The 21,401-nt window shown below is 71.5% G+C and carries 20 protein-coding genes; 10 read left to right on the top strand and 10 right to left on the bottom strand.

Translation table 11 applies throughout. The annotated features are described in order from the left end of the window. The first annotated feature begins 47 nt into the window (after positions 1-47). The 3 genes from ABZZ79_RS31130 (at position 48) to ABZZ79_RS31140 (ending at position 2,112) form a co-directional block, all read left to right on the top strand. The gene (locus tag ABZZ79_RS31130; protein WP_356694439.1) at positions 48-1,082 is read left to right on the top strand and encodes an aldo/keto reductase; all 1,035 of its coding nucleotides are present in this window, start codon (positions 48-50) and stop codon (positions 1,080-1,082) included. Between the two features lie 117 nt (positions 1,083-1,199). Next, positions 1,200-1,649 (top strand): MarR family transcriptional regulator, encoded by a 450-nt coding sequence (locus ABZZ79_RS31135; RefSeq protein WP_356694441.1) that lies wholly within the window; start codon positions 1,200-1,202, stop codon positions 1,647-1,649. A 154-nt stretch (positions 1,650-1,803) separates the two neighbouring features. Next, the gene (locus tag ABZZ79_RS31140) at positions 1,804-2,112 is read left to right on the top strand and encodes a putative quinol monooxygenase (RefSeq protein WP_356694443.1); all 309 of its coding nucleotides are present in this window, start codon (positions 1,804-1,806) and stop codon (positions 2,110-2,112) included. Positions 2,113-2,184: 72 nt separating this feature from the next. Here the strand turns inward: ABZZ79_RS31140 and ABZZ79_RS31145 are convergent, their stop codons facing one another. Beyond that, positions 2,185-3,414, bottom strand: a complete 1,230-nt coding sequence (locus tag ABZZ79_RS31145) for a putative manganese transporter (protein WP_356694445.1) — start codon at positions 3,412-3,414, stop codon at positions 2,185-2,187. A gap of 163 nt (positions 3,415-3,577) precedes the next feature. Between ABZZ79_RS31145 and ABZZ79_RS31150 the strand changes: the two genes are divergently transcribed. Beyond that, on the top strand, positions 3,578-4,528 hold the full coding sequence (locus tag ABZZ79_RS31150; RefSeq protein WP_356694447.1) for a cyclase family protein: 951 nt from the start codon (positions 3,578-3,580) through the stop codon (positions 4,526-4,528). Positions 4,529-4,649: 121 nt separating this feature from the next. On the opposite strand, the gene ABZZ79_RS31155 is transcribed toward ABZZ79_RS31150, so the two are convergent. The 6 genes from ABZZ79_RS31155 to ABZZ79_RS31180 all read right to left on the bottom strand — a co-directional run bounded on the left by ABZZ79_RS31155 (position 4,650) and on the right by ABZZ79_RS31180 (position 10,896). Beyond that, entirely contained in the window at positions 4,650-4,859 is a 210-nt protein-coding gene (locus tag ABZZ79_RS31155; RefSeq protein ID WP_356694449.1) for a hypothetical protein, read from the bottom strand. Further along, complete coding sequence (locus ABZZ79_RS31160; protein WP_356694451.1) at positions 4,856-5,893, bottom strand: ketoacyl-ACP synthase III; 1,038 nt, start codon at positions 5,891-5,893, stop codon at positions 4,856-4,858. Before ABZZ79_RS31160 ends, ABZZ79_RS31155 begins: the two co-directional genes overlap by 4 nt. Before the next feature lie 115 nt (positions 5,894-6,008). After that, positions 6,009-6,683, bottom strand: coding sequence for an HAD-IB family hydrolase (locus tag ABZZ79_RS31165; RefSeq protein ID WP_356694453.1), 675 nt, complete (start codon positions 6,681-6,683; stop codon positions 6,009-6,011). A gap of 37 nt (positions 6,684-6,720) precedes the next feature. Further along, on the bottom strand, positions 6,721-7,785 hold the full coding sequence (locus ABZZ79_RS31170; RefSeq protein WP_356694455.1) for a ScbA/BarX family gamma-butyrolactone biosynthesis protein: 1,065 nt from the start codon (positions 7,783-7,785) through the stop codon (positions 6,721-6,723). 236 nt (positions 7,786-8,021) lie between these two features. Then, positions 8,022-9,089, bottom strand: coding sequence for an aldo/keto reductase (locus tag ABZZ79_RS31175; protein WP_356694457.1), 1,068 nt, complete (start codon positions 9,087-9,089; stop codon positions 8,022-8,024). A gap of 253 nt (positions 9,090-9,342) precedes the next feature. After that, a complete protein-coding gene (locus ABZZ79_RS31180) occupies positions 9,343-10,896 on the bottom strand; it encodes an MFS transporter (protein WP_356694459.1) in 1,554 nt (517 codons plus the stop codon). A 129-nt stretch (positions 10,897-11,025) separates the two neighbouring features. Here ABZZ79_RS31180 and ABZZ79_RS31185 point away from each other — a divergent pair, with 129 nt between their 5' ends. Further along, on the top strand, positions 11,026-12,636 hold the full coding sequence (locus ABZZ79_RS31185) for an FAD-dependent monooxygenase (protein WP_356694461.1): 1,611 nt from the start codon (positions 11,026-11,028) through the stop codon (positions 12,634-12,636). A 637-nt stretch (positions 12,637-13,273) separates the two neighbouring features. Here the strand turns inward: ABZZ79_RS31185 and ABZZ79_RS31190 are convergent. The 3 genes from ABZZ79_RS31190 to ABZZ79_RS31200 form a co-directional block, all read right to left on the bottom strand. After that, positions 13,274-14,110 (bottom strand): hypothetical protein, encoded by an 837-nt coding sequence (locus ABZZ79_RS31190; protein ID WP_356694463.1) that lies wholly within the window; start codon positions 14,108-14,110, stop codon positions 13,274-13,276. Positions 14,111-14,189: 79 nt separating this feature from the next. Next, on the bottom strand, positions 14,190-15,434 hold the full coding sequence (locus ABZZ79_RS31195; RefSeq protein WP_356694465.1) for a hypothetical protein: 1,245 nt from the start codon (positions 15,432-15,434) through the stop codon (positions 14,190-14,192). Positions 15,435-15,550: 116 nt separating this feature from the next. Further along, positions 15,551-16,237 carry a type 1 glutamine amidotransferase domain-containing protein gene (locus ABZZ79_RS31200; protein WP_356694467.1) on the bottom strand — a complete coding sequence of 229 codons (687 nt, stop codon included), beginning with the start codon at positions 16,235-16,237 and terminating at the stop codon, positions 15,551-15,553. Positions 16,238-16,879: 642 nt separating this feature from the next. Between ABZZ79_RS31200 and ABZZ79_RS31205 the strand changes: the two genes are divergently transcribed. The 5 genes from ABZZ79_RS31205 (at position 16,880) to ABZZ79_RS31225 (ending at position 21,191) form a co-directional block, all read left to right on the top strand. Continuing rightward, entirely contained in the window at positions 16,880-18,388 is a 1,509-nt protein-coding gene (locus ABZZ79_RS31205) for a GMC oxidoreductase (RefSeq protein ID WP_356694469.1), read from the top strand. A gap of 108 nt (positions 18,389-18,496) precedes the next feature. Continuing rightward, positions 18,497-18,913 (top strand): ester cyclase, encoded by a 417-nt coding sequence (locus tag ABZZ79_RS31210; protein ID WP_356694471.1) that lies wholly within the window; start codon positions 18,497-18,499, stop codon positions 18,911-18,913. Positions 18,914-18,917: 4 nt separating this feature from the next. Further along, positions 18,918-19,535 carry a DJ-1/PfpI family protein gene (locus ABZZ79_RS31215; protein ID WP_356694473.1) on the top strand — a complete coding sequence of 206 codons (618 nt, stop codon included), beginning with the start codon at positions 18,918-18,920 and terminating at the stop codon, positions 19,533-19,535. Between the two features lie 27 nt (positions 19,536-19,562). Further along, a complete protein-coding gene (locus ABZZ79_RS31220; protein WP_356694475.1) occupies positions 19,563-19,949 on the top strand; it encodes an SgcJ/EcaC family oxidoreductase in 387 nt (128 codons plus the stop codon). Between the two features lie 3 nt (positions 19,950-19,952). Further along, positions 19,953-21,191 carry a low temperature requirement protein A gene (locus tag ABZZ79_RS31225; RefSeq protein WP_356694477.1) on the top strand — a complete coding sequence of 413 codons (1,239 nt, stop codon included), beginning with the start codon at positions 19,953-19,955 and terminating at the stop codon, positions 21,189-21,191. Positions 21,192-21,401 lie beyond the last annotated feature (210 nt).

Below are 21,401 nucleotides of genomic sequence, written 5' to 3' on the forward strand. Positions count from 1 at the left end.
ATGATGGTAAAGGGTACGTCAACCGAACCGACTGAGAGGGGACCGCTGTGCGCACCGACCTGCTCGGCCGCACCGGCATCACGGTCAGCCGCCTGGCTCTGGGCACGATGATGCTGGGAGCCTGGGGGAACCGGGACCGTGAGGAGGCCGTCCGGCTCGTCCACACCGCTCTGGACGCGGGCATCAACCTGGTCGACACCGCCGACATGTATTCGGCCGGAGAGTCCGAGGCCATCCTCGGCGAGGCCCTCAAGGGCCGCCGGGACGAGGTGGTCCTCGCCACCAAGGTGCACTTCCCGATGGGGCAGGACCCCAACCGGCGCGGGAACTCCCGGCGTTGGATCCGCCAGGCCGTCGAGGAGAGCCTGCGCCGGCTCGACACCGACCGGATCGACCTCTACCAGATCCACCGCCCGGACCCGGCCACCGACCTCGACGAGACCCTCGGTGTGCTGTCCGACCTCGTGCGCGAGGGCAAGGTCCTGGCCATCGGCTCCTCCGACTTCCCGGCCGAGCACATGGTGGAGGCCCGCTGGACCGCCGAGCGCCGCGGCCATGTCCCCTTCCACACCGAGCAGCCGCCGTACTCGATCCTCATGCGGGGCGTGGAACGCTCGGTGCTGCCCACCGCGCAGCGTTACGGCATCGGCGTGCTGACCTGGAGCCCGCTGGCCAGCGGCTGGCTCACCGGCCGCTGGCGCCGGGGTGCGGAACCGGAGCTGAACGACTTCCGCCGCAACCTCATCCCGCACAAGTTCGACCCGTCGCTGCCGGGCAACGCCCGCAAGCACGACGTAGTCGAGGGGCTGACCGGCATCGCCGCCGAGGCCGGGCTCTCACTCACCCACCTGGCACTGGCCTTCGTGCTCAGCCACCCGGGGGTGACCAGCGCCATCATCGGACCGCGCACACCCGGGCAGCTCACCGACCTGCTCGCCGCGGCCGACGTCACGCTGGACGACGCGACCCTGGACCGGATCGACGCCCTCGTACCGCCGGGCACCGACCTCAATCCGGCCGACGCGGACTGGACACCACCCCATCTCGCCGACGCGTCGCTGCGCCGGCGAGCGCGGGGCTGAGCACTCCGCAGGACGCACACGGGGGCTTGGCCGCCGCCCGCCGGGCAGCAGGCATGCCGTTTACGGAGAGCAACAGCTCCCGTATACGGATAAGACATATGCAGGTAGCCTTACGCCATGGGGTCGACAGTGGATGAGCGCATGGGACACCGCATCAAGCGAGTCGAGCAGGAGCTGACCGCGGCGAAGCACGCGGCCCTCCGTCCTTTCAAGATCAACCTGCCGCAGTACACGGTCATGCTCGCCCTGTCACAGGAGCCCGGTCTGTCCGGCGCGGCCCTCGCGCGCCGCTGCATGGTCACACCGCAGACCATGTCCTCGGTCCTGTCCACGCTGGAGGGCCGGGGACTGGTGGAGCGCAAGCCGCACCCGATCCACAGTCACATCCTGGAGGCCCGGCTCACCCGCTCGGGCCTGTCACTGATCCGCCGCGCCGACGAGGCGGCCATGCAGGTGGAGACCCTGCTGTCCGGCTGCTTCACCGAGGTCGAGGCCAAGGAGTTCCTCGGCCGTCTCGACAAGTGCTCGCAGGCGTTGGCCGCTTTCAGGCCCGAGACGGTCAAGTAGCGCCCCACCGCTCCCCGTTCCGAGCCACCCCCCCTCGTACGACCGGATGTGCGCTCCCTGGGAGCCATCCATAAGATATCTTAGGGTTATCTGATCTCGATGGAGCATCAGAGATAGCAGCACTCTGCCCTGTGCACCCGGAGGAAGAGGTCCCATGTACACGATCGCCGTGTCCTTCACCGTCCCGCCCGAGCGTCGCCAGGACTTCATCGACTCGGCGCTGGAGGACGGCCGCCGCTCGACGGCCGACGAGCCGGGCACCCTGGCCTTCGACCTGATCGCGGACCCGGAGAACCCCGACCGCTTCTACCTGTACGAGGCGTACGCGGACGAGGCGGCCTTCCAGACGCACTGCGACGGCGAGCACTTCGCCACGTTCTTCAAGGCGATCAGCGAGTACGCCGACGGTCCCACCTGGCTGATGCGCGGCAGCCGCGTGGAGCAGCCGCCGGCCGCCGCCTGAGTCACCCCGCGCACACTCGCCGGAGGCGGGCACCCGACCCGGGTGCCCGCCTCTCGGTGTGCCGCGGACCGCTCACATCCACAGCAGCATCGCCGAACCCACCACCAGCCCGGGAACGGTGGTGATGACCGTGGTGAGCGCGGCGGCCCGGCCGTCCTGGGAGATCAGCGGCAGCAGCGCGTCCCCGTCCTGGCTGACGGCGTTGGCCATCAGCGTGGGCAGCGGCGCGACCCCGGACAGATACAGCGACGTGAACGCGATCTGCACGGCACAGCCCGGGATCAGACCCACCAGCGCGCCGGCCAGCACCCCGGGCAGGCCCTGCATCGGCAGCTGGCTGCCGTCGAAGCCGGTGGTCGTCTGGATGACGCTCCACAGCACATAGACCAGCGACACCCAGACCACGATCGTGGCGCACTCCCCCGCGCCCTCCCGCAGCGCCTGCGCGGTCCGGCGACCGGCCAGCACGTCCCGGTGGTGCGGTTTGCCGCGCTCGGCGAAGGCCAGGGCCGCGCAGGTCGCGGTGCCGAGGACACCGAGGGCCACATAGGGGTCGACGCCGCCCAGGAGCCGGGTCAGGGTGCCCGCCCGCACCATCTGGAAGGCGACCGGCACGGCGACGAGCGAGGCCAGCGCGGCGATCACCCACAGCGCGGGCACGAGCAGCCGTACGACCGGCTTCGGGGGCGCGTCGGGAACGTCCTTCGCCGGCGCCGGGTCCAGGACGTCCGCGGCGGGACGGCTCTTCACCGGTGCCGCGACCGAGGTGCCGCCGGCGCCCTCTCCCGCCCCGGTCACGGCGCCCGCCGCGGCCACGGTCACGGTGGCCGCGTGGACGCCCACGGACGCGCCGACGGCCGCCGGGACGCGTGCCGCCTCGCGGCGGCGGGCGCGGACCGCCGAGCCGAGCCGCTCGGGCGTGATGTGCAGGGCGTCGATGGCGTAGCCGCACGCCAGGCCGGTCAGGAACAGCAGGATGTGCACCTTCAGGGCCGTCACCGGCTCACCGGCCATGATCACCCAGGACGAGTCACCCATGGTGGCCGTGATCCCGGCGATGACCGTGCCGAAGCTGACGGTGCGCCGGGTGTACAGCGGCGTGAGCATCAGCGCCCCCGCGCAGCCCGGTGAGACGCCGAGCAGCGCGCCGACCAGGGGTCCGGCCTTGCGACGTGACTCCAGGGCCACCACGAGCCGGTCCCCGTAGCGGCTGCGGAGCACCGAGAACACCCCGACCAGCATCGCCACGAAGACCCCGACTTGCATGAATCCGTCCGCCAGCGGCACGAGTACGACGTCCATCCGCGTTTGACCCCCAGACATCGAGAATTTGCAAGAAGACTTACAGCCATCAGAGATCTTATGCTTACATGGGATCGTACCCCTCAACCCCCCACCAGCACAGCGTCACCGAAGAATCCCGACCCGTGAGAAGGAGACCCCCAGCGTGTGCGGAACCTGGGTAATGAAGGCCGTGTTCGGAGACAAGTACACGGAGGAGGACGACAAGATCCTGGCCCACAAGGCGGGCAACCCCGAGGAGAGCGTCCAGTCGGCCGGGGAGGTCCGCCGTGAGGCGGCCGCCTCCGGCACGAGCCGGCGCCGGATGCTCGGGCTGAGCGGCGCCCTGGGCGCCACCGTGGCCGGCATGGGCCTGCTGGACGCCACCCCCGCCGCGGCCGCCTCCACCAAGGTGGACACCCACAAGCTGCTCGGCCGCGGCCGGACGCTCGTCGACATGAGCCACACCTGGGGATCGGACTTCCCCGGCTTCACGCCGTTCGTCGCGCCCGCCACGTTCGACCAGGTGGCCACCCTCGACAAGGAGGGCTACAACACGTTCATGATCACCATGGACGAGCACAGCGGCACGCACATGGACTGCCCGAAGCACTTCGACAACGGTGCCTGGTCCAGCGATGAGATCCCGGCCGAGAACCTCATCGCGCCGCTCGTGGTCATCCGCATCGCCGAGCGCGCCGCGAAGGACCCCGACGCCCTGGTCACCTACCGCGACCTCGCCAAGTGGGAGAGCCGGCACGGCCGTATCCCCGACGGCGCGCTCGTCGCCATGGACAGCGGCTGGGCCGACCGCATCAACGACCCCGAGCGCATCTACAACCGCGACGCCGAGAACATCCCGCACTTCCCCGGCTTCGGCTGGGACGCGTCCGAGTTCCTGGAGTCCCGCCGCAACGTCGTCGGGATCTCGGTCGACAGCCCGAGCATGGACTCCGGTGAGAACAACTTCAAGGGCGCGCACACCCACAAGATCCTGCTGCCCACGAACCACTACGGCATCGAGTGGGCCGCCAACACCGGCCGGCTGCCCGAGGCGGGCGCCGTCGCGGTCGTCGGCCTGATGAAGCACCGCGGCGGGTTCGCCGGCCCGGTGCGGATGTTCGGCATCTACTGATCCGCGCGCCCACGCGAAGGGGCGGGGAACGCCGGCCGGCGTTCCCCGCCCCTTCCTCTTGCCCACGTCGCCCGATCCGCCTGGCTTCTCGCGCCCACCCGGCCCCAGAAAGAGCCGCGGCTCACCGCTCCGGCGGCTGGGGTTCGAGGCCGAGCAGCCGCAGCCGCAGCGAGCGCTCGGCGGCGCGGCGCAGATTGGCCCGCCGCCGCGCCGCCACGAACCGGCGGATCATCTCGTCGAGTTCCGGGTCCTCGGGGGCCTGCGGGTGCCGACGGGCGGAGGGGGCGTCCACCGCCGGTGGCGCCGCCTCCGCCCGTCCGCCCGTGGTCACGAGCCGACCGCCGCCAGCGCGGGCTCGGCGTAGCGACTGTAGGCCGTGGGCGCCCAGCGGGCCAGGACCGCGCCGACCGTCATGCCACCGCCGAAACCGGCCATCAGCACGGTGTCGCCGTCGGCGAACTCGCCCCGGCGGTGGGCGATGTCGAGGGTGACGGGCACCGAGGCGGAGCCGGTGTTGCCGTAACTCGACAGGGTCAGGTGCATCTTGGCCTCGGGCAGGCCGAGATCCGGCCAGACCTCGCCCAGCATCACGCCGTTGGCCTGGTGCGGGACGAAGTGCTTGACGTCCTCGTGGCGTACGCCGGCCCGCTGGAGCAGTTCGTCCAGGGCCTTGGGCAGGTTCTCCTGGACGAAGGAGCGCACGCCGCGGCCGTCCATCCGGAAGTACTGCGCCCCGGTCTCCAGCGCGGCCTCGGTGATCGGCATCCGGCTGCCGCCGGCGGGCACGCTGATCAGCCGGTACTGGTCGCCGCGGGTCAGCAGGCTGGTCTCCTGAATGCCGCAGCCCTCGGGGACCGCGCCCAGCAGGACCGCGCCGGCCCCGTCGCCGAACAGGATGGCCGTCTTGCGGTCGGAGTAGTCGAGGATGCGGGAGTAGATGTCCGCGCCGATGACCAGGGCGTAGCGCCCCTCGCCGCCCGCGTGCAGCAGCCGCTCGGCGACCGTGGTGGCGTAGACGAAGCCGCTGCACACGGCGTTGATGTCGAACGCGGCCGCGTTGTCCGCGCCGATCAGGTGCTGCACGATGCTCGCGGTCGCAGGCTGCGGGTGGTCCGGCGTCGAGGTGGCGAGCACGATGTAGGCGATGTCCTGCGGGCCGACCCCGGCCTGCTCCAGCGCGGCCTGGGCGGCGCGCGCGGCGAGGTCGGAGGTGGCGTCCTGGTCGTCCGCGCGGCGTCGTTCGCGTATGCCGGTCTTCCGGACGATCCACTCGTCCGTGACGCCCGCGCCCCGGGCGATCTCCTCGTTGGTCAGGACCGTGCTGGGCAGATATGAGCCGGTGGCCAGAATTCCGATACGGGTCATGTACGTGCCTCCACTTCCTGGGCGGACCGCACAGTGCGGCACGCCGGTCCTTGCGGATGGGCCGTCGGCCGCCGCCTCGGCGCGGCGGCCCCGCTGCGGGTGCGCGGCGGTCCGTTCAATGCGACCGTCCGCCGGTCAGCAGGCGGCCCCAGCCGTGCTGCCGGCCGTGGCCGACCAGTTCCTCGTCGTCGCCGACCACGACCGGGTGGCCGACGGCCTCCAGCATGGGGATGTCGCTGCCGTGGTCGCCGTAGGCGAAGCTGCCGGTCAGGTCGAAGCCGCGGACGGCCGAAGAGACGCGCACCGCGCGGCCCTTGGTGGCACCGATCATGGGGACGAGCACCTCACCGGTCAGCTCGCCGCGCCGGACCACCGGGCGGGTGCCGAGTGCCTGGTCGGCGCGGATGTCGGCGGCGATCGGGTCCAGACAGGCGAAGAACGAGCCGGAGAGCAGCACCAGCGGCAGACCGGCCTTGCGGTGCCGGGTCAGTTCCTGCTCGACCTCGGTGACGAACAGGCCGTTCGGGGTCCTCTCCCAGGCGTCGGCGAACCAGCGCCGGCCGGCCGCGGCCAGCCTCTCGGCGCCCTCGCCGCGGTAGAGGCGGTAGTAGCGGCGGTTGATCTCGTTGCGCGGCGCGCCCCGCAGGGCCTGTGCGCGCAGCTCGCCGGTCAGCCGGTCGTAGGTGCCGGCGGGCTCACCGCGTTCCGCCAGGTAGAACTCCAGGAACTTGAACATGCTCTTGACCCTGATCAGGGTCTCGTCGACGTCCGAGAACACGGCCGTAGTCATCGGCCTTCCCCCTTCCGAACCGGGCGGCGTCGCCCGGTCACACCGATATCCGGGCCAGGACCAGCGAGTACGTGCACAGCGCCTCGCCCTTCTGGGTGGCCTCCACCCGGACCGGCAGCCGCTGCGGCAGCGCCCAGGTGTCCTCCGCGGGCAGCGGGCCGCCCAGGGTGTAGCTGTCGCCGCGCGGGGTGTTGCCGAGGAACGGGTCGACCCAGGCGGTGAGCACGGTGTCGTCCTCCAGCTCGCCGAACCGGGAGAAGACCACGTCCATCTCGGTGACCAGCGTCTTGGAGGTGGACATGCCCTCGACGTCGAGCGCGGCGAACAGGGCGAGCTGCCGGGCGCCCTCGGTGATCACCATGCCGGGCAGGTGGTCCTGCGGGTGGTCGAACATCGAGGCGTGCGCGGCGGGGATGCGCAGCAACGCGTGCGCCGAGCCGTCGGCGACGGCGGCGTCCACCAGCACGACGTTCTCCGGGTTGTGCCGGCCCACCAGGTGCGGCGGGACCGGGTGGCCGGGGCTGCTGACCGGGTACGTCGACGAGGACGGCAGCGCGAGACCGTGGCGGTTGTTCAGCCGGAGCGTCAGATAGCCGGTCGGTGTCTTGAAGCGCAGCCCGATCGCGGCCTGTCCGATGACCACGTCGTGGCTGTCCACCAGGTCGATCTCGTAGTCGAGGCCGGTGGTGCGGCCGTCGCGCTCGCGGCGGTCGACGATCCGGATGCGCATCGCCAGCGCGAAGGGCGCCTCGCCGACCAGGAAGATCTGCGGGCGGTGCAGCCTCAGGCGCAGCTGGGTGAGGATGAACTTGCTGTCCGCCGGGACGCCGTAGAACCGGTGGGCTCCGGCCAGGGCGGCCTGCCGGCAGGACTCCAGGACCAGCAGCGGGTCGTAGGCGCTGGGCCGCAGCAGGTGGTCGCCGTAGTAGGCGTGCGACCTGGGCAGCTGGGCCGCCGCCGCGTAGTGGTCCTCGTCGATCTTCTGCAGGTCGGTCAGGAACACCTCGCCCAGCGCATCTCGGTGGACGAGCAGCCGATCCACGGTACGTGTGTAGTCCAGTGGCGGTAGCGTCGCGGACTCGACGCCGGGTGCAATGGTCATGGCGTGCCTGGCTTTCTGGTCGCGGTGGTGGTGATTCCTGCTCGTGCTCGTGCGGACGGGGAGCGCCCGGGCGGACGGGGAACGCCCGGAGGGACGATCCGTGCGTCGTCCCTCCGGGCGCACAGGGCTGGGGCTGCCGTGTGGATCTCGTCGGTGTCGCGGGGCCGGGGCCGGTCGAAAGGTGCTGTGCCTTTCATGGCCGACCTGATCCGAACGACAGCCCCTGGGCCCTCGGATCAGGCGGGGTAGACGTCGCCCGGGAGCTTGCGGTCGGCGCCGACGGTGCCGATGTGCCAGTAGGGGTACGGGGCCGTGGTCTCGCTGACCTTGTCGAGGCGGGCGAGCTCGTCCTCGGTCAGCGTCCACTCCATGGCCTTGAGGTTGTCCTCCAGCTGGTGCGGCTTGGTCGCGCCGATCACCGCGGAGGTGATGCCGGGCTTGGCGAGCACCCAGTTGATGGCGACCTGGGCGACGGTGGCGTCGTGCGCCTCGGCGACCTTCGCCATCTCGTCGACGATGTCGTACGCCTGGTCCTCGTCGGTCAGCGGCGCGGACTCGGCCGGGGTGCGCTCGGCGAGGCGGCTGCCCTCGGGGCGGCCCTCGCCGCGGCGGTACTTGCCGGTGAGGAATCCGCCGGCGAGCGGCGACCAGGCGGTGATGCCGACGTTCTGGTCGACGGAGAGCGGCACGATCTCCCGCTCCAGGTCGCGGCAGCCGATGTTGTAGTAGCCCTGGTAGCAGACGAAGCGGTTGAGGTTGCGGCGGTCGGAGACCGCGAGGGCCTTCATCAGCTGCCAGCCGGCGAAGTTGGAGACGCCGATGTAGCGGACCTTGCCCGACTTCACCAGGTCGTCCAGGACCCGCAGGGTCTCGTCGAGCGAGGTGCGCGGGTCGAAGCCGTGCAGGTGGTACAGGTCGATGTAGTCCGTGTTGAGGCGGCGCAGGCTGCCCTCGACCGCCGCGTACAGGTGGTGGCGGGTGGAGCCGATGTCGTTGGGGTCGTCGGTGATCCTCCAGCGGCCCTTGGTGCCGATGACGACCCGGTCGCGGACCTTCTGCAGGGTGCGGCCGAAGAACTCCTCGCCCATGCCGTTCTTGTAGACGTCGGCGGTGTCGAAGAAGTTGATGCCGGAGTCGAGGGCCTGGTCCATCATCCGCAGCACGTTGCTGTCCTCGACCGTGCCGAACTCGGACCAGTTGCGGTCCGCGGCGCCGAGGAAGGAGGCCCCGCCGCCGAAGGTCATCGCTCCGAAGCAGAGCTCGGAGACGGACAGGCCGGTGTCGCCCAGGTAGCGGTAACGCATGTTCTCCTGCTTTCGGGTTGGTGTGAGATGAGGAGGTGCCAGGGGGAGTTGCGCCGTGGACGCCGGGAGCCGGCGGGGCCGGGAGGCCCGAGGTGGAGCGCCCGGACCGGGGGAATGCCCGGGCGCTCCGGCTGGTGACGGCACCGGTCCGTGGGCCTGTGGGGCGCTTGCGCGCGCTGCCCGGTGGTGCCGTGGGCCGGCTTCCCGGCGCGCGGGGGCGGGCGGCCGCCGCACCGGCCGCCCGCCTGGTCGGTCAGCCCGCGGCTTCCGCGAGTTCCTTGTCCTTGACGACGTAGAACGTGACGACCGCGCCGAGGGCCGCGAGGACCGCGAGGAAGACGAACGCCACGTGCAGGCTCGCCGCGAGGCTCTCCGCGACGGCGTCCAGGGCGTTGGTGCGCTGCCCGGCGGGGATGCCGGCCAGGGCCTCCTGGACACGGCCCTGAGTGGCCTCGCCGGCCAGGCGCGGGGCCTGGTCGGCGAACTCCGGTGCCCGGTCGGCGAGTTCGCTTCGGGTGAAGGAGGCGAGGAAGCCGCCCGCGGCGGCCACGGCCACGGTCTCGCCCGCGATGCGCATGGTGTTGAAGATGCCCGAGGCCATGCCGGCCCGCTCCACGGGCACCACGCTGACGGCCGCGTTGTCCATCGCGCCGAAGGCCGATCCGACGCCGAGCCCGAAGATCAGCAGGGGCGCGACGGTCACGGCCCAGGACTGGCCGGGCGACAGGACGATCATCCAGATCGAGCCGATGGCGATCAGCGCCGAGCTCACCGACAGCAGGATGCGCGGGGAGACCCGGTCGGCCACCAGCTTGCCGATCAGCAGTGGCAGCACGAAGATCGGCGCCATCAGCGGCAGGAGGAGCAGACCGGCCTCGGTGGTGGAGTAGCCGCCGACCCCGTCGAAGTACGGCGGGAGGAAGTTCAGCATCACCACGAAGCCGAAGGTGATGGTGAACGGCTGGCACACCACCACCACGAAGGTGGGGTTGCGGAACAGCGAGAGGTCGAACATGGGCCGTTCGACGCGCTGTTCGACGATCACGAAGGCCGTCATGAACAGCAGGAAGCCGGCCAGCGAGCCGAGGGTCGCCGGGTGGGCCCAGCCGCGCTCGCCGCCCTCGACGAAGCCGAGCGCGAGCAGGAACAGGCTGCTGCTGAAGGTGAACAGGCCGGGCCAGTCCACCCGGTGGGCGTTGGGGTCCCTGGACTCCCGGATGCGCGGCATCAGCAGCAGCGCGACGGCGCCGACGACGACGTTCAGCCAGAACACCGCGCGCCAGCCGGCCAGTCCGGTCAGCGCGCCGCCCAGGATGGGCCCGAGCGCCAGACCGGCGCCGAAGGACGTGCCGAGGACGCCGAACGCCTGGGTGCGCCGGCGTCCGGTGAAGGAGGCGGCCAGGATGGCCGCGCCGCTGGTAAGCACGCCCGCGGCGCCGATGCCCTGCAGGGCGCGCGCGATGTCCAGCACCAGGATGTCGGTGGACAGCGCGGCGACGGCCGACATCAGGCTGAACACGACGGTGCCGATCGCCAGGATGCGGCGTCGGCCGAACCGGTCCGCGAGCGTGCCGGCGGCCAGCATGCACGCGGCGAAGGTGACGCCGTAGGCGTTCTGTACCCACTGGCCGCCCGCGACGTTGGAGTCGAGGTCGACGGTCAGGTCGGGCATGGCCACGGCTGGTGCGGTGATGGCCAGGGGCAACAGGACGCTGGCCAGCGCGACCGCGATCATCACGACGAGGGAGCCGGATCCCTCCTCGGGCGGTAAGGACTCCGCCTGCCGGAGCTCGGTCTGGGTGGTCATGACCCCTCTTTCCTCTGCTTCTCTCGCCTGCCGGGCTGCTTGACGTTGCGCCGCATGACCTAGAGCATAAGATTCCAGAGCACAGTAAGATATCTGATGGTCATCGTCAAGCAGACACCTGGAGGATCCGTGGCGAGCACCGAACGACCTGCGCAGACGCCCCCGGCCCCGTCCGCAGAGTCCTTCGACGTCCTGATCGTGGGCGCCGGGCCGACCGGCATGGTGGCCGCCTGTGAACTGCTGCGACGCGGCATACGCGTACGCATCGTGGACCGTGCGCCACAGCCCTCGCCGTTCCCCAAGGCGCTGCTGGTCTGGCCGCGCAGCATCGACCTCTTCGAGGACCTGGGTGTGCTGCCCGAACTGCGCGCCGCGGGCCTTCCGATCAACGCGTTCAGCTATTTCTCCGACCGGCGCAGGCTCGCGACCTTCGACTTTCCACAGCATCTGACCCCGCTGTGCCTGCCGCAGAACGAGACCGAGCGCATTCTGCGCGACCGCCTCGCCCAGCTCGGCGGCAAGGTGGAACGCGGTGTGCGGCTGCTCACCTTCGACTCCATGGACTTCTCCGGCCGCGTCGAGGCCTCCGACGGCGTCACAGCCGTGCTGGAGCACGCCGACGGCCGGCTGGAGCGCTGCCGGGCGCCGTTCGTCATCGGCACCGACGGGGCGGGCAGCGCGGTGCGCGCCCAGCTCGGCAGCGGCTTCACCGGGAGCACCTACGAGAGCGCCTTCGCCCTCGTCGACGCCCGCATCGAGGGCTTCCTGCCGCCCGACCAGGCGCTGTACTACCAGTCGCCGGCCGGGGCCCTGGTCGTGGTCGCCCTCCCGGACGGCGTCTTCCGGTTCTTCTCCAGCATGGCGCCCGGCGAGAAGGTGACCGTGGAGAAGATGCAGCGGATCGTGGACGAGCGCGGCCCGCGCGGGGTGAAGCTCGTCGACCCGGTGTGGGAGTCGGAGTTCCGGGTGCACGCCCGGCACGCCACGCAGTTCCAGCTCGGCCGGGTGTTCATCGCCGGGGACGCGGCGCACGTGCACAGCCCGGCCGGCGGGCAGGGCCTGAACACCGGTATGCAGGACGCCCACAACCTCGCCTGGAAGCTGGCCGCGGTCATCCAGGGCAAGGCCCCGTCGAGCCTGCTCGACACCTACGGCCCCGAGCGGTCGGCCGTCGCGCAGCGGGTGGTGCGCGACACCGACATCCAGACCCGCGGCTGGCTGGTGAAGGGGGCGATGGCCGTCCGCGCCCGCGACGCGGCCTTCCGGGTCGCCGAACGCAGCCGGCTGTTCCGGCTCTACGCCCCCGTGATGGCCGGGCGCAGGCTCTCCTACCCCGCTGTCCGCGACACCCAGCTGCCGGGCGGCCTGCCGGGCTGCAAGGTGCGCGGCCGGCTGCCCGGGGGCCTCACCGTCGGCATGGTCTTCCCGCGCGCCCTGGCCGCCCCGAACGGCATCGCCGGGCCGGGCCCGCGTCCGGCGAGCTGGACCGTGGTGACCGTGTGCCGCGGCGAGGCCGCCTCCTGGCGCGAGCAGGTGCGGGCCCTGTCCGCGCCCTGGCAGGAGGTCCGGGTGGTCGAGCTGGCCGGCGGCGCGACCCGCCCGGAGACCGGCTGCGGCACCCAGGGCTACTACCTGATCCGCCCCGACGGGCACATCGCCGCCCACGGCCACGAGGGCGAACTGGACCGTCTGCGCACCGAGTTGACCGAATGGCTGGGCGCCCGCAGCTACCCGGCCTGACCCCCGCGGCACACGAAGGGCGGCCCGGCATCAGCCGGACCGCCCTTCTCGCCGCCCACCCGCCCACCCGCCCACCCGACACGCAGCCGCGGGGCGGGGGGCGGCCGGGTGCCGGGTGCCGGGTGCGGAGTGGGGAGTGCGAGTGCCGGGTGCGGAGTGCGAGTGCCGGGTGCGGAGTGCCGGGTGCGGGTGGCACGTGGCTGATCGCGCAGTTCCCCGCGCCCCCAAGAAGCCCGCCGCAAGCCCCCAAGGGCGCGAGGAACAGCGCGCACAACACCCCAAAGAGGCGCGGGCTCCGGTGAACCCGCGGCTGCCGCCGCGTGGGCGCGAACGGCCACCCCACACCCGCACCCCGGCGACAAGCCGGCACCCACGACCGAAGAAGCACCGCACCGCGCGAGGAACAGCGCGCACAACACCCCAAAGGGCGCGGGCTCCGGTGAACCCGCGGCTGCCGCCGCGTGGGCGCGAACGGCCACCCCACACCCGCAGCCGCACCCGCACCCCGGCGACGAGGCCGCACCCGGGGCCGTGCGAACGCCCGTGCCCGGGGTGCCGGCATGCGTGACCGTCATGCCGGGCCCCGGGCACGGAAAAGGGGCGCGGGCGACCCTCGTCACGCCCGCGCCCCGACCGGTCAAGCCGTCACCACGGCCAACTCCGTCTGCTTGCCCAGAGACAGCTCACCGGTCGTCAACAGGTCGAGCAGCTGCGCCAGTTCACGGTCCGCCGGGGTCGCCACGCGGAGCACGAAGTGACGCAGCCCGGCCTCCTGCGGCCCGCCGAAGAAGCGGAAGAACCCGATGTCGGCCCCGTGCGCGGCGAAGCTCTCGTACAGGAAGGCCGTGCCGCCATCGGCGACCAGCCCGTGGCCCGCGGCGATCTGGTCGCCGTAGGCGGCCTCGTAGACCACGTCGTAGCCGGAGTCGATGCCCTCGAAGCCGGCGAAGACCTGGGTGGCGCCCAGCGCGCTGACCTCGTCGGCGCGGGAGCCGTCCTGCACCAGCGCGCTGACCTCGGCGCCCAGCGCGGCGGCCAGTTCGACCAGGAGTCGGCCGATGCCCTGGTCGGCGCCGGTGACCAGCACCCGGCGGTCGCTCAGCGTGCCCGCGCTGCGCACCAGCCGCAGGGCGGTCAGCACGGCCACCCGCAGCTCGGCGGCCTGCTCGAAGCTGACGTAGTCGGGCAGGACGACGGCGTAGTCGGACGGCACGGACATGGTGGAGGTCCACTCCAGGCCGGTGGCGACGCCCACGACCCGGTCGCCCGGCATCGGGCTGAACCCCTCGGGGGCCGCCTTGACCACCACACCGGCCACGTCCCAGCCGGGGAACCAGCCCTCGGGCAGCGGCTCCGCCCTGATGATCTCGTCGAGTTCGGGTGCCACCGCGCGCACCGCGACCAGGATCTCGTCGTCGGCCTGCGGCACCGCCTCCTGACGGTCGCCGGACTGCGAAGTGTGCTGTTCGGACATGGCAGTTCCTCTCGTAACCAAGGTTGGATCCACGGGTGTTCGCGGGCGGCTCCTGCGTCGGTCCTCCACGGCGCGGGACTCAGAACTCGTCGGAGACGAGGTCGGAGGTGCTGTTCAGTTCGTCCACGACCACCACGTCGAACAGTTCGGGCTGGTCCGCGAGACCCGCGGCGAGCGCGAGATGGCCGCGCAGCACCTGGAACCTGATCCACTCGCTGGTGTGGTGGTCGTCGGGCACTCCGGGCACCAGCCGGACCCTGAGCTGGATGCGCTGCTCGCCGTTGACTGCGACCTGGGCCGCGGCCACCTCCTCGGTGGAGATGGCCAGTTCGGCGATCTCGCGGGCGGAGAAGGTACGGCCGTGGAAACGGAAGTAGGGCGCGGTGGTGCCGAGCACCCGGATCGCGGGGGTGCGCAGCGCGCAGGTACAGGCCGTGAACTCGCCCCGGTCCCTGGTCTCGTAGCGGATCAGGGGCGGGGTCTTGCCCGTGTCGAGCGTCGTCACCAGCAGGTTGCCGTCCACGATCTCGACGTACTGGTGCGGCAGCGGATGGTAGATGTCGGGCAGACAGTGCGGGCCGCGCTGCCCCACCACCCAGGCGCCCGGCGCGCCGTACAGCCGCCAGACCTCGGTGTAGGGGAAGCACTCCGCGATCACGGCGTCGGAGGTCGTGTCGTGCGTGGTGCCGCCGAGCAGCAGGGTGCGCAGCCACGGCAGCGGGCGGCCGGAGGACGTGCTGCCGATCAGCCGGGCCAGGGTCTCCGGCGGCGCGGCCACGGCGGTGACGCCCTGCCGGCCGAAGAACTCCTGCCAGTCGTCCCAGGCCCCGGCCGGCGGGCGGCCGAAAGCGAAGGTGCTGGCGCCGGACTCGGCGGCGAAGCGGTTGAAGAGATAGTGGTCGGGCCGCAGGGTGCCCGGCGGGTGGAGGTTGAGCAGGACGTCCCGCGGGCCCAGCGGCTGCCAGGTCCAGCGGATCTGCGGAGCGAACAGGTGTTCGGGCGTGAGGGTGAGCCCCGGCTCGGCCAGGGTGCCGCCCTCGGCCCACAGCAGCGCCGGGCCCGCCCCCTCCGGGAGTCTGGTGGTCTCCTCGGTGGCGCGGACCAGCTCGGCCCGGGTCATGACGGGCAGCTCGGACAGGACCGGGGTCCTGCCGGGCTCCTGCCACTTCTCGTACTTGGCGGCGAGGGACGGAATCCGGGCGGCACTCGTGAGCAGCGCGGGCAGGGCCTGAACGAGCCGGTGCTCGCGCTCCTCGTCGCCGGACGCCCCGGGGGCGACCGGACCACCGTCCCGGAGACGCGTCCCGGGACCGTACGCAACCATTCAGAACTCCCCTCTCCGCTCGCTCGCTCCGCTCGGGGCGAGCACCGACGCACGGGCCGGGTGCCGCCGTCGGGACGAGCACCGCCGCGCGCGTCGGCCGCAGCCGCCCGCGCGGCTCACGCGGCCGACAGCACGCGGACCACGGCTTCCGCCGCGGCCGTGGCCGAGGCGGGGTTCTGCCCGGTGACCAGGCGCCCGTCCACCACCACATGGGTGGTGAACGCCTTCGCGCCCTCGTGCTTGGCGCCCAGTTCCTGGAGCGCGTCCTGCAGGGCGAACGGCACCACGTCGGTCAGCTCGACGGCGGCCTCCTCCTCGTTGGTGAACGCCGTCAGCCGCTTGCCCTCGACCAGTGCGGTGCCGTCGGACAGGCGGATGTCGAGCAGGGCGGCCGGGCCGTGGCACAGCGCGGAGACCACGCCGCCGGCCTCGTAGATGTCGGTGGCGAGCCGGGCGAGCGCGGGGGCGACGCCGGTGAAGTCCCACATCGTGCCGTGCCCGCCGGCGTAGTAGACGGCGTCGTAGTCGGCGGCGGACACCTGGTCGGGGCGCGGGGTGTGCGCCAGCTGGGCGCTCATCTCCGCGTCCGCCAGGAACGCCGTGTGGACGGGGTCGTCGGTGTCGTGCCCGATCATCGGCGGTTCGCCGCCGCGCACGGAGACCAGGTCGACCTCGTAGCCGTGGTCGGTGAACACCTTCCAGGGCTGGGCGACCTCGGGCAGGTAGAAGCCGGTGGGGCGGCCGGTGTCGCCCAGTTCGCCGTGGCTCGTCAGTGCGATGAGAATCTTCTTCGTCCGGGGCATTCGGGCTTCCTCCGTCCGGCCGCGGCCGGTGTGCCGTCCGCGCGGTGGCGCTTTCTGACCGTCCAAGACTGCGGTGGACGCGCCCGTTGGACCAAGAAGACCGTCGAGACTTTGTGACGTCCCCCCGCCCGAGAGCGGGGGGTTCCAGCGGTCGCCCACCGGGGTTCCCGCTTCGTCGACGACCGCCCCGTCCGGGAGGACTTCCGTCGAGGTCCTCCATCGTCTCCACAGGCGGCCGGCTGCCGGCCCGGCGGCCGGCCGATCACGACGAGACCGCGCCCGGACCAGGCGTGACGCCGGAGTACTGGTGGCGCATGACACCGGGAAGATCGCTGATCAGCTGAACGGCCGTGTCCACAGGGCGAGTTCAGAAAGTCGGCTTCGGCCGTTGGCTGGGCCCGACCAGGCATTGCTAGCGTCCTGTCGACGGTCGGTCACCTGTCGTATCGACCCACCTCTCGATCTCCCCCCACAGATCCCCTTACTTCGGCGGGCCGCCGCGCGTGGCCCGCTTCCGGCCGGCCGGCGAGAGCGGCGCGCCTGCGCCGGTGACCGCCGTGTACGCGGCCCGAGGCCCGCGCGCTCATGGCACGGCGTCGCACGACGACGCCTCAGGGCGAACTTCTGGAAGGAAGACGTTCCATGGCTTACGACCACATAGTTGTCGGTGCCGGTTCCTCCGGTGCCGTGCTGGCAAGCAGGCTCTCCGAGAACCCGGACCTTCGCGTGCTGCTCCTGGAGGCCGGCCCGGACTGGTCCGACAACGCCGACATCCCCGGCGACCTCACCAACGCGCGCACCGTGTCGGTGGTCGACCACGACTGGAACTACACCGCCGAGGCGGTGCCCGGCCGGTCCCTGACGTACGCACGCGGCAAGGTGGCGGGCGGCTGCTCGGCGGTCAACGGGGCGATCGCGCTGCGCGGTATCCCGGCCGACTACGACGAGTGGGCGGCGTGGGGCAACGACGAATGGTCCTGGCGCAAGCTGCTGCCCTACTTCGTGAAGATCGAGAACGACCAGGACTTCCAGGGCCCGCTGCACGGCAGCTCCGGCCCGACCCCGATCGTGCGCGCGACGCGTGAGGAGCTGGTGCCGTTCCAGGCCGCCTACCTGGACGCGCTGCTGGACCACGGCTTCCCCTATGTCGCCGACCACAACGACCCGGAGGCCAGCGGCGTCGGCCCGATCCCGATGAACCGGGACGGCGACCTGCGTGTCTCCACGGCGATCTCCTACCTCACCGAGGCCCGCCGCCGCCCGAACCTGACCATCACGGCGAACGCCACCGTGCACCGGGTGCTGTTCGAGGGCACCCGCGCCACGGGCGTGGAGATCGAGGTCGACGGCCGCCTGGAGCAGGTGTACGCCGACCATGTCACGCTGAGCGCGGGCGCCCTCAACTCCCCGGCACTGCTGCTGCGTTCGGGCATCGGCCCGGCCGAGGAGCTGCGCCGCCTGGGCATCGAGGTGGTGCTGGACCAGCCGTACGTCGGCGAGAACCTGATCGAGCACCAGCAGATCACGGTCGGCCTGCTGCCCAAGGAGGGCGTCACCGACCCCGACGACCCGGACGTGCAGATCCTGGCCCGGTACACCAACCCGGGCTCGGAGCAGTTCAACAACATGCAGCTGTACTTCGTCAGCCGCTATGTGGCGGTCACGCACCGTCCGATCAGCGTGATGAGCGTGCTGCAGAAGCCCGAGTGCCGGGGCCGGGTGTCCCTGACGGACGCGGACCCGGCGGTCCAGCCGAAGATCGTCCTGAACTCCTACGGCACCGAGTCCGACCGGCGTATCGCGCTGGACGGTGTGCGGCTGTCCTGGGAGATCGCCAACTCCAAGCACATCCAGGAGCTGTCGGCCGGCACCTCGGACAAGCTGACCCAGCGCCAGGTGGACGACGACGCGCTGCTGCTGGAGTACATCCGGGAGAACTCGGCCACGCTGTGGCACCCGGTGGGCACCGCCAAGATGGGCCCGGACAGCGACCCGGCCGCGGTCGTCGACCAGCGTCTGCGGGTCAAGGGCGTGCAGAACCTGAGCGTGGTGGACGCCTCGGTGATGCCGAACCACGTCAGCGGCAACCCCAACCTGACCTGCTACGTCATCGCCGAGCGCGCTGCCGAATGGTTTCTTCAGGGCGCCTGAGCCCTGACGGCCGGCCCGCCCGTACGCCGCCGCCCGGCACACCGCCGGGCGGCCGCCCGCGGACGCCCGGCCGTCCCCCCGGACCCCACCGAGAAGGAGCGAACTCCCATGCCCGGCAAGGGAACCGAACTCGTCCACGCCTACTACGAGCAATTCCTCTCCGCCCCGGGCGACCTCTCGGTCGCCGACGAGATCCTGACCTCGGACGTCGTGTTCGACAACCCGATCTCGCCCGACGGCATCCACGGCGTCGCCGCCTACAAGGAGTTCGCCGAGCGCTGGTACACCGGCTTCCCCGACCGGCTGTTCACGGTCGAGGACACCGTGGAGGAGGGCGACAAGGTGGGCGCCGTCTTCACCATCACCGGCACCCACAAGGGCGAGTTCATGGGCGCCGCGCCCACCGGCAACCCGATCACCGTGCGCGGCATGAACATCTTCCACCTGGCCGGCGGGCGCATCCGGCGGGTCACCGCCTTCTTCGACGCCCGCCAGCTGCACGGTCCCATCGGTCTGGACGGGTGACCCGATGGCCACCGTCAAGGGAAAGATCGGCGTCCTGATCGAGGACCACTTCGACCAGACCGAGTACCGCGCCTTCAACGAGTTCTTCCCCCGGCACGGCTACGAGGTCGAGTACCTGTCCCACCTGTGGGGACAGCCGGAGCTGACCTTCGGCTCCAACCCCGACAACGGCTTCGTCGAGGAGCATGTGACCGTCACCGGCGAGGTCGCCGACGCCGACGTCACCTCCTACGCCGGGATCGTCCTGATCGGCGCCTACGCCATGGACCGGCTGCGCTACCAGCCGGAGATCCCCGGGCCCGGCAGCCGCAACAAGGCCCCGGCCGTGGAGTTCCTGCGGGCCGCGATGGCCGAGGAAGGGCTCAAGATCGGCACCATCTGCCACTCGCTGTGGCTGCTGTGCGCCGACCGGGAGCTGCTCGCCGGCCGCAGGGTGACCTGCGCCCACAACATCGTCTGCGACGTCGAGAACGCCGGCGCCGAGGTCGTCTACACCGGCTCCGGCACCGCCGACCTGGTGATCGACGGCGACCTGATCACCGCCAAGCACCCCGATGTCACCGAACAGTTCATGACCGTCTTCGTCCGGGAGGCCGAGCGGGCCCGCCCGACCGGGGTCTGACCGGACCCGAGCACCAGGGAGAAGATCATGCCGCAGGAACAGCAGATTCGCCGGGCCGTCGAGGGATACGTCGAGGCCTTCAACAAGCAGAACCGTGAGCAGTTCAGTGCGCTGTTCGCCGAGGACGCCGTGCAGCGGGACCCGGTCGGCGGCGAGCCGAACCGCGGCCGGGCCGCCATCACCGGTTTCTACGACGCCGTGTTCCAGGCCATGGACCGGGTCGACTTCCGCATCACCGACCTGGTCGTCACCGCCGACGAGGCCGCGCTGGTGTTCCGCATCACCGCCTTCAAGCGCGACGGCGGCGTGGTGCACGAGGACGGCATCGACACCTTCCGCGTGAACGACGAAGGCCTGATCACCGAGATCAAGGGCTTCCACGATTCCGCGCACACCCGGGTCGTCGAGGGCTGAGCCATGGCCGTCCTGGATCCACCGGAGAAATCCCGGCCGAGCCGGCTGCCGGCCAACGGCGGCGTCACGCGACCCGGCCGCGGCAAACTGCGCTTCCGGGCCGTCGAGGACGCCGGCCGCCGGGTCAGCCCGCTGGAACTCTTCTTCGACCTGGTCTTCGTCGTCGCGGTGGCCCAGCTCGTCGACGTACTGCTGCACTCCCCCAACTGGGAGGGCGCGCTGCGGTACGCGGGCCTGTTCGTGCCGGTCTGGTGGATCTGGGTCTCGTACACCTTCTACGCCGACCGCTTCGACAACGACGACCGGGCGCACCGGCTGATCATGCTCGGCGCGATGCTGTCGGTGCTGTCGCTGGCGGTGTTCATCCCCCGGGCCCTGACCTCGCAGGCCGGGGCCTCGGCGCTGGCCGTGTGCTACGCGGCCAGCCGGACGCTGCTCGGCGTGCTGTACCTGCGCGCGCACTGGCACATACCCAGGGCCCGGCCGCTCACCCGGCGCTACTCGCAGGGGTTCCTCACGGGCGCGGGCCTGTGGGGGATTTCGGCTGTGGTGCCACGGCCGTGGATGTACGTGCTGTGGGCGGTCGGCCTGGCCATCGAGATGCTCACCCCGTTCTTCTCCGGCCGGCTGATCGCCCGGGTGCCGTTCGACGGGGACCACATCCCCGAGCGGTTCGGGCTGTTCACGATCATCGTGCTGGGCGAGGTCGTCGCCCTGAACGCGATCGGGCTGTCCACCAGCGACATGGACCCCGAGGCGGTCGCCACGGTGGTGGGCACGTTCCTGCTGGCGGCCGGGCAGTGGTGGCTGGTCTTCGACCATGTGGACACCTCCGCGCTGCGCCGATGGCGGCTCAGCGGGCGGGGCTATGTGTACGGCCATCTGCTGGTCACCGGCAGCATCGGGGTGACCGGAGTGGGCGGGCTGCTGGCCGCCGAGGCGGCCCTCGGCGAGACGCACGGCACCACCTGGGGCGTGGTGCTGTCGTCCGGGGTGTCGCTGTTCCTGCTGGCCATCGGCACCATCCACTGGCTCGGCACCTGTCCGCACGGCGACCTGCGCTGCTGGAGCCGGCTCGGCATGGGCGCCTCGTGCGCGGTGCTGGCCTGGCTGCACCCCGAGATGCATCCGCTGCTGCTGGAGGCCTTGCTCGTCGTCGCGCTGGTCGGCCAGACGCTCATCGAGTCCAGGGAGAGCCGCAAACACCACGCGCACGAGCCCGACCCCACCCCTTCCCAGTGACCGGCCGCCCGCCAGGGCCTGTCGTTTGGATCAAACCGGCGTCGCGTGGTCCGGCACGCACATCTGCCGGGTTGTCGTCACTCGCCGACGCTCCGCTCCGCCTCGCAGCCGCACGCACCGGACCACGCCCGACCGCGCCGAAAAGGGGCTGTCACTCATAGCCGACCTGCTCCAAACGACAGGCCCTAGGGCCAAGCCACCGTGGAGACA

Source organism: Streptomyces sp. NPDC006458, from assembly GCF_040612135.1.
Lineage (GTDB): Bacteria > Actinomycetota > Actinomycetes > Streptomycetales > Streptomycetaceae > Streptomyces.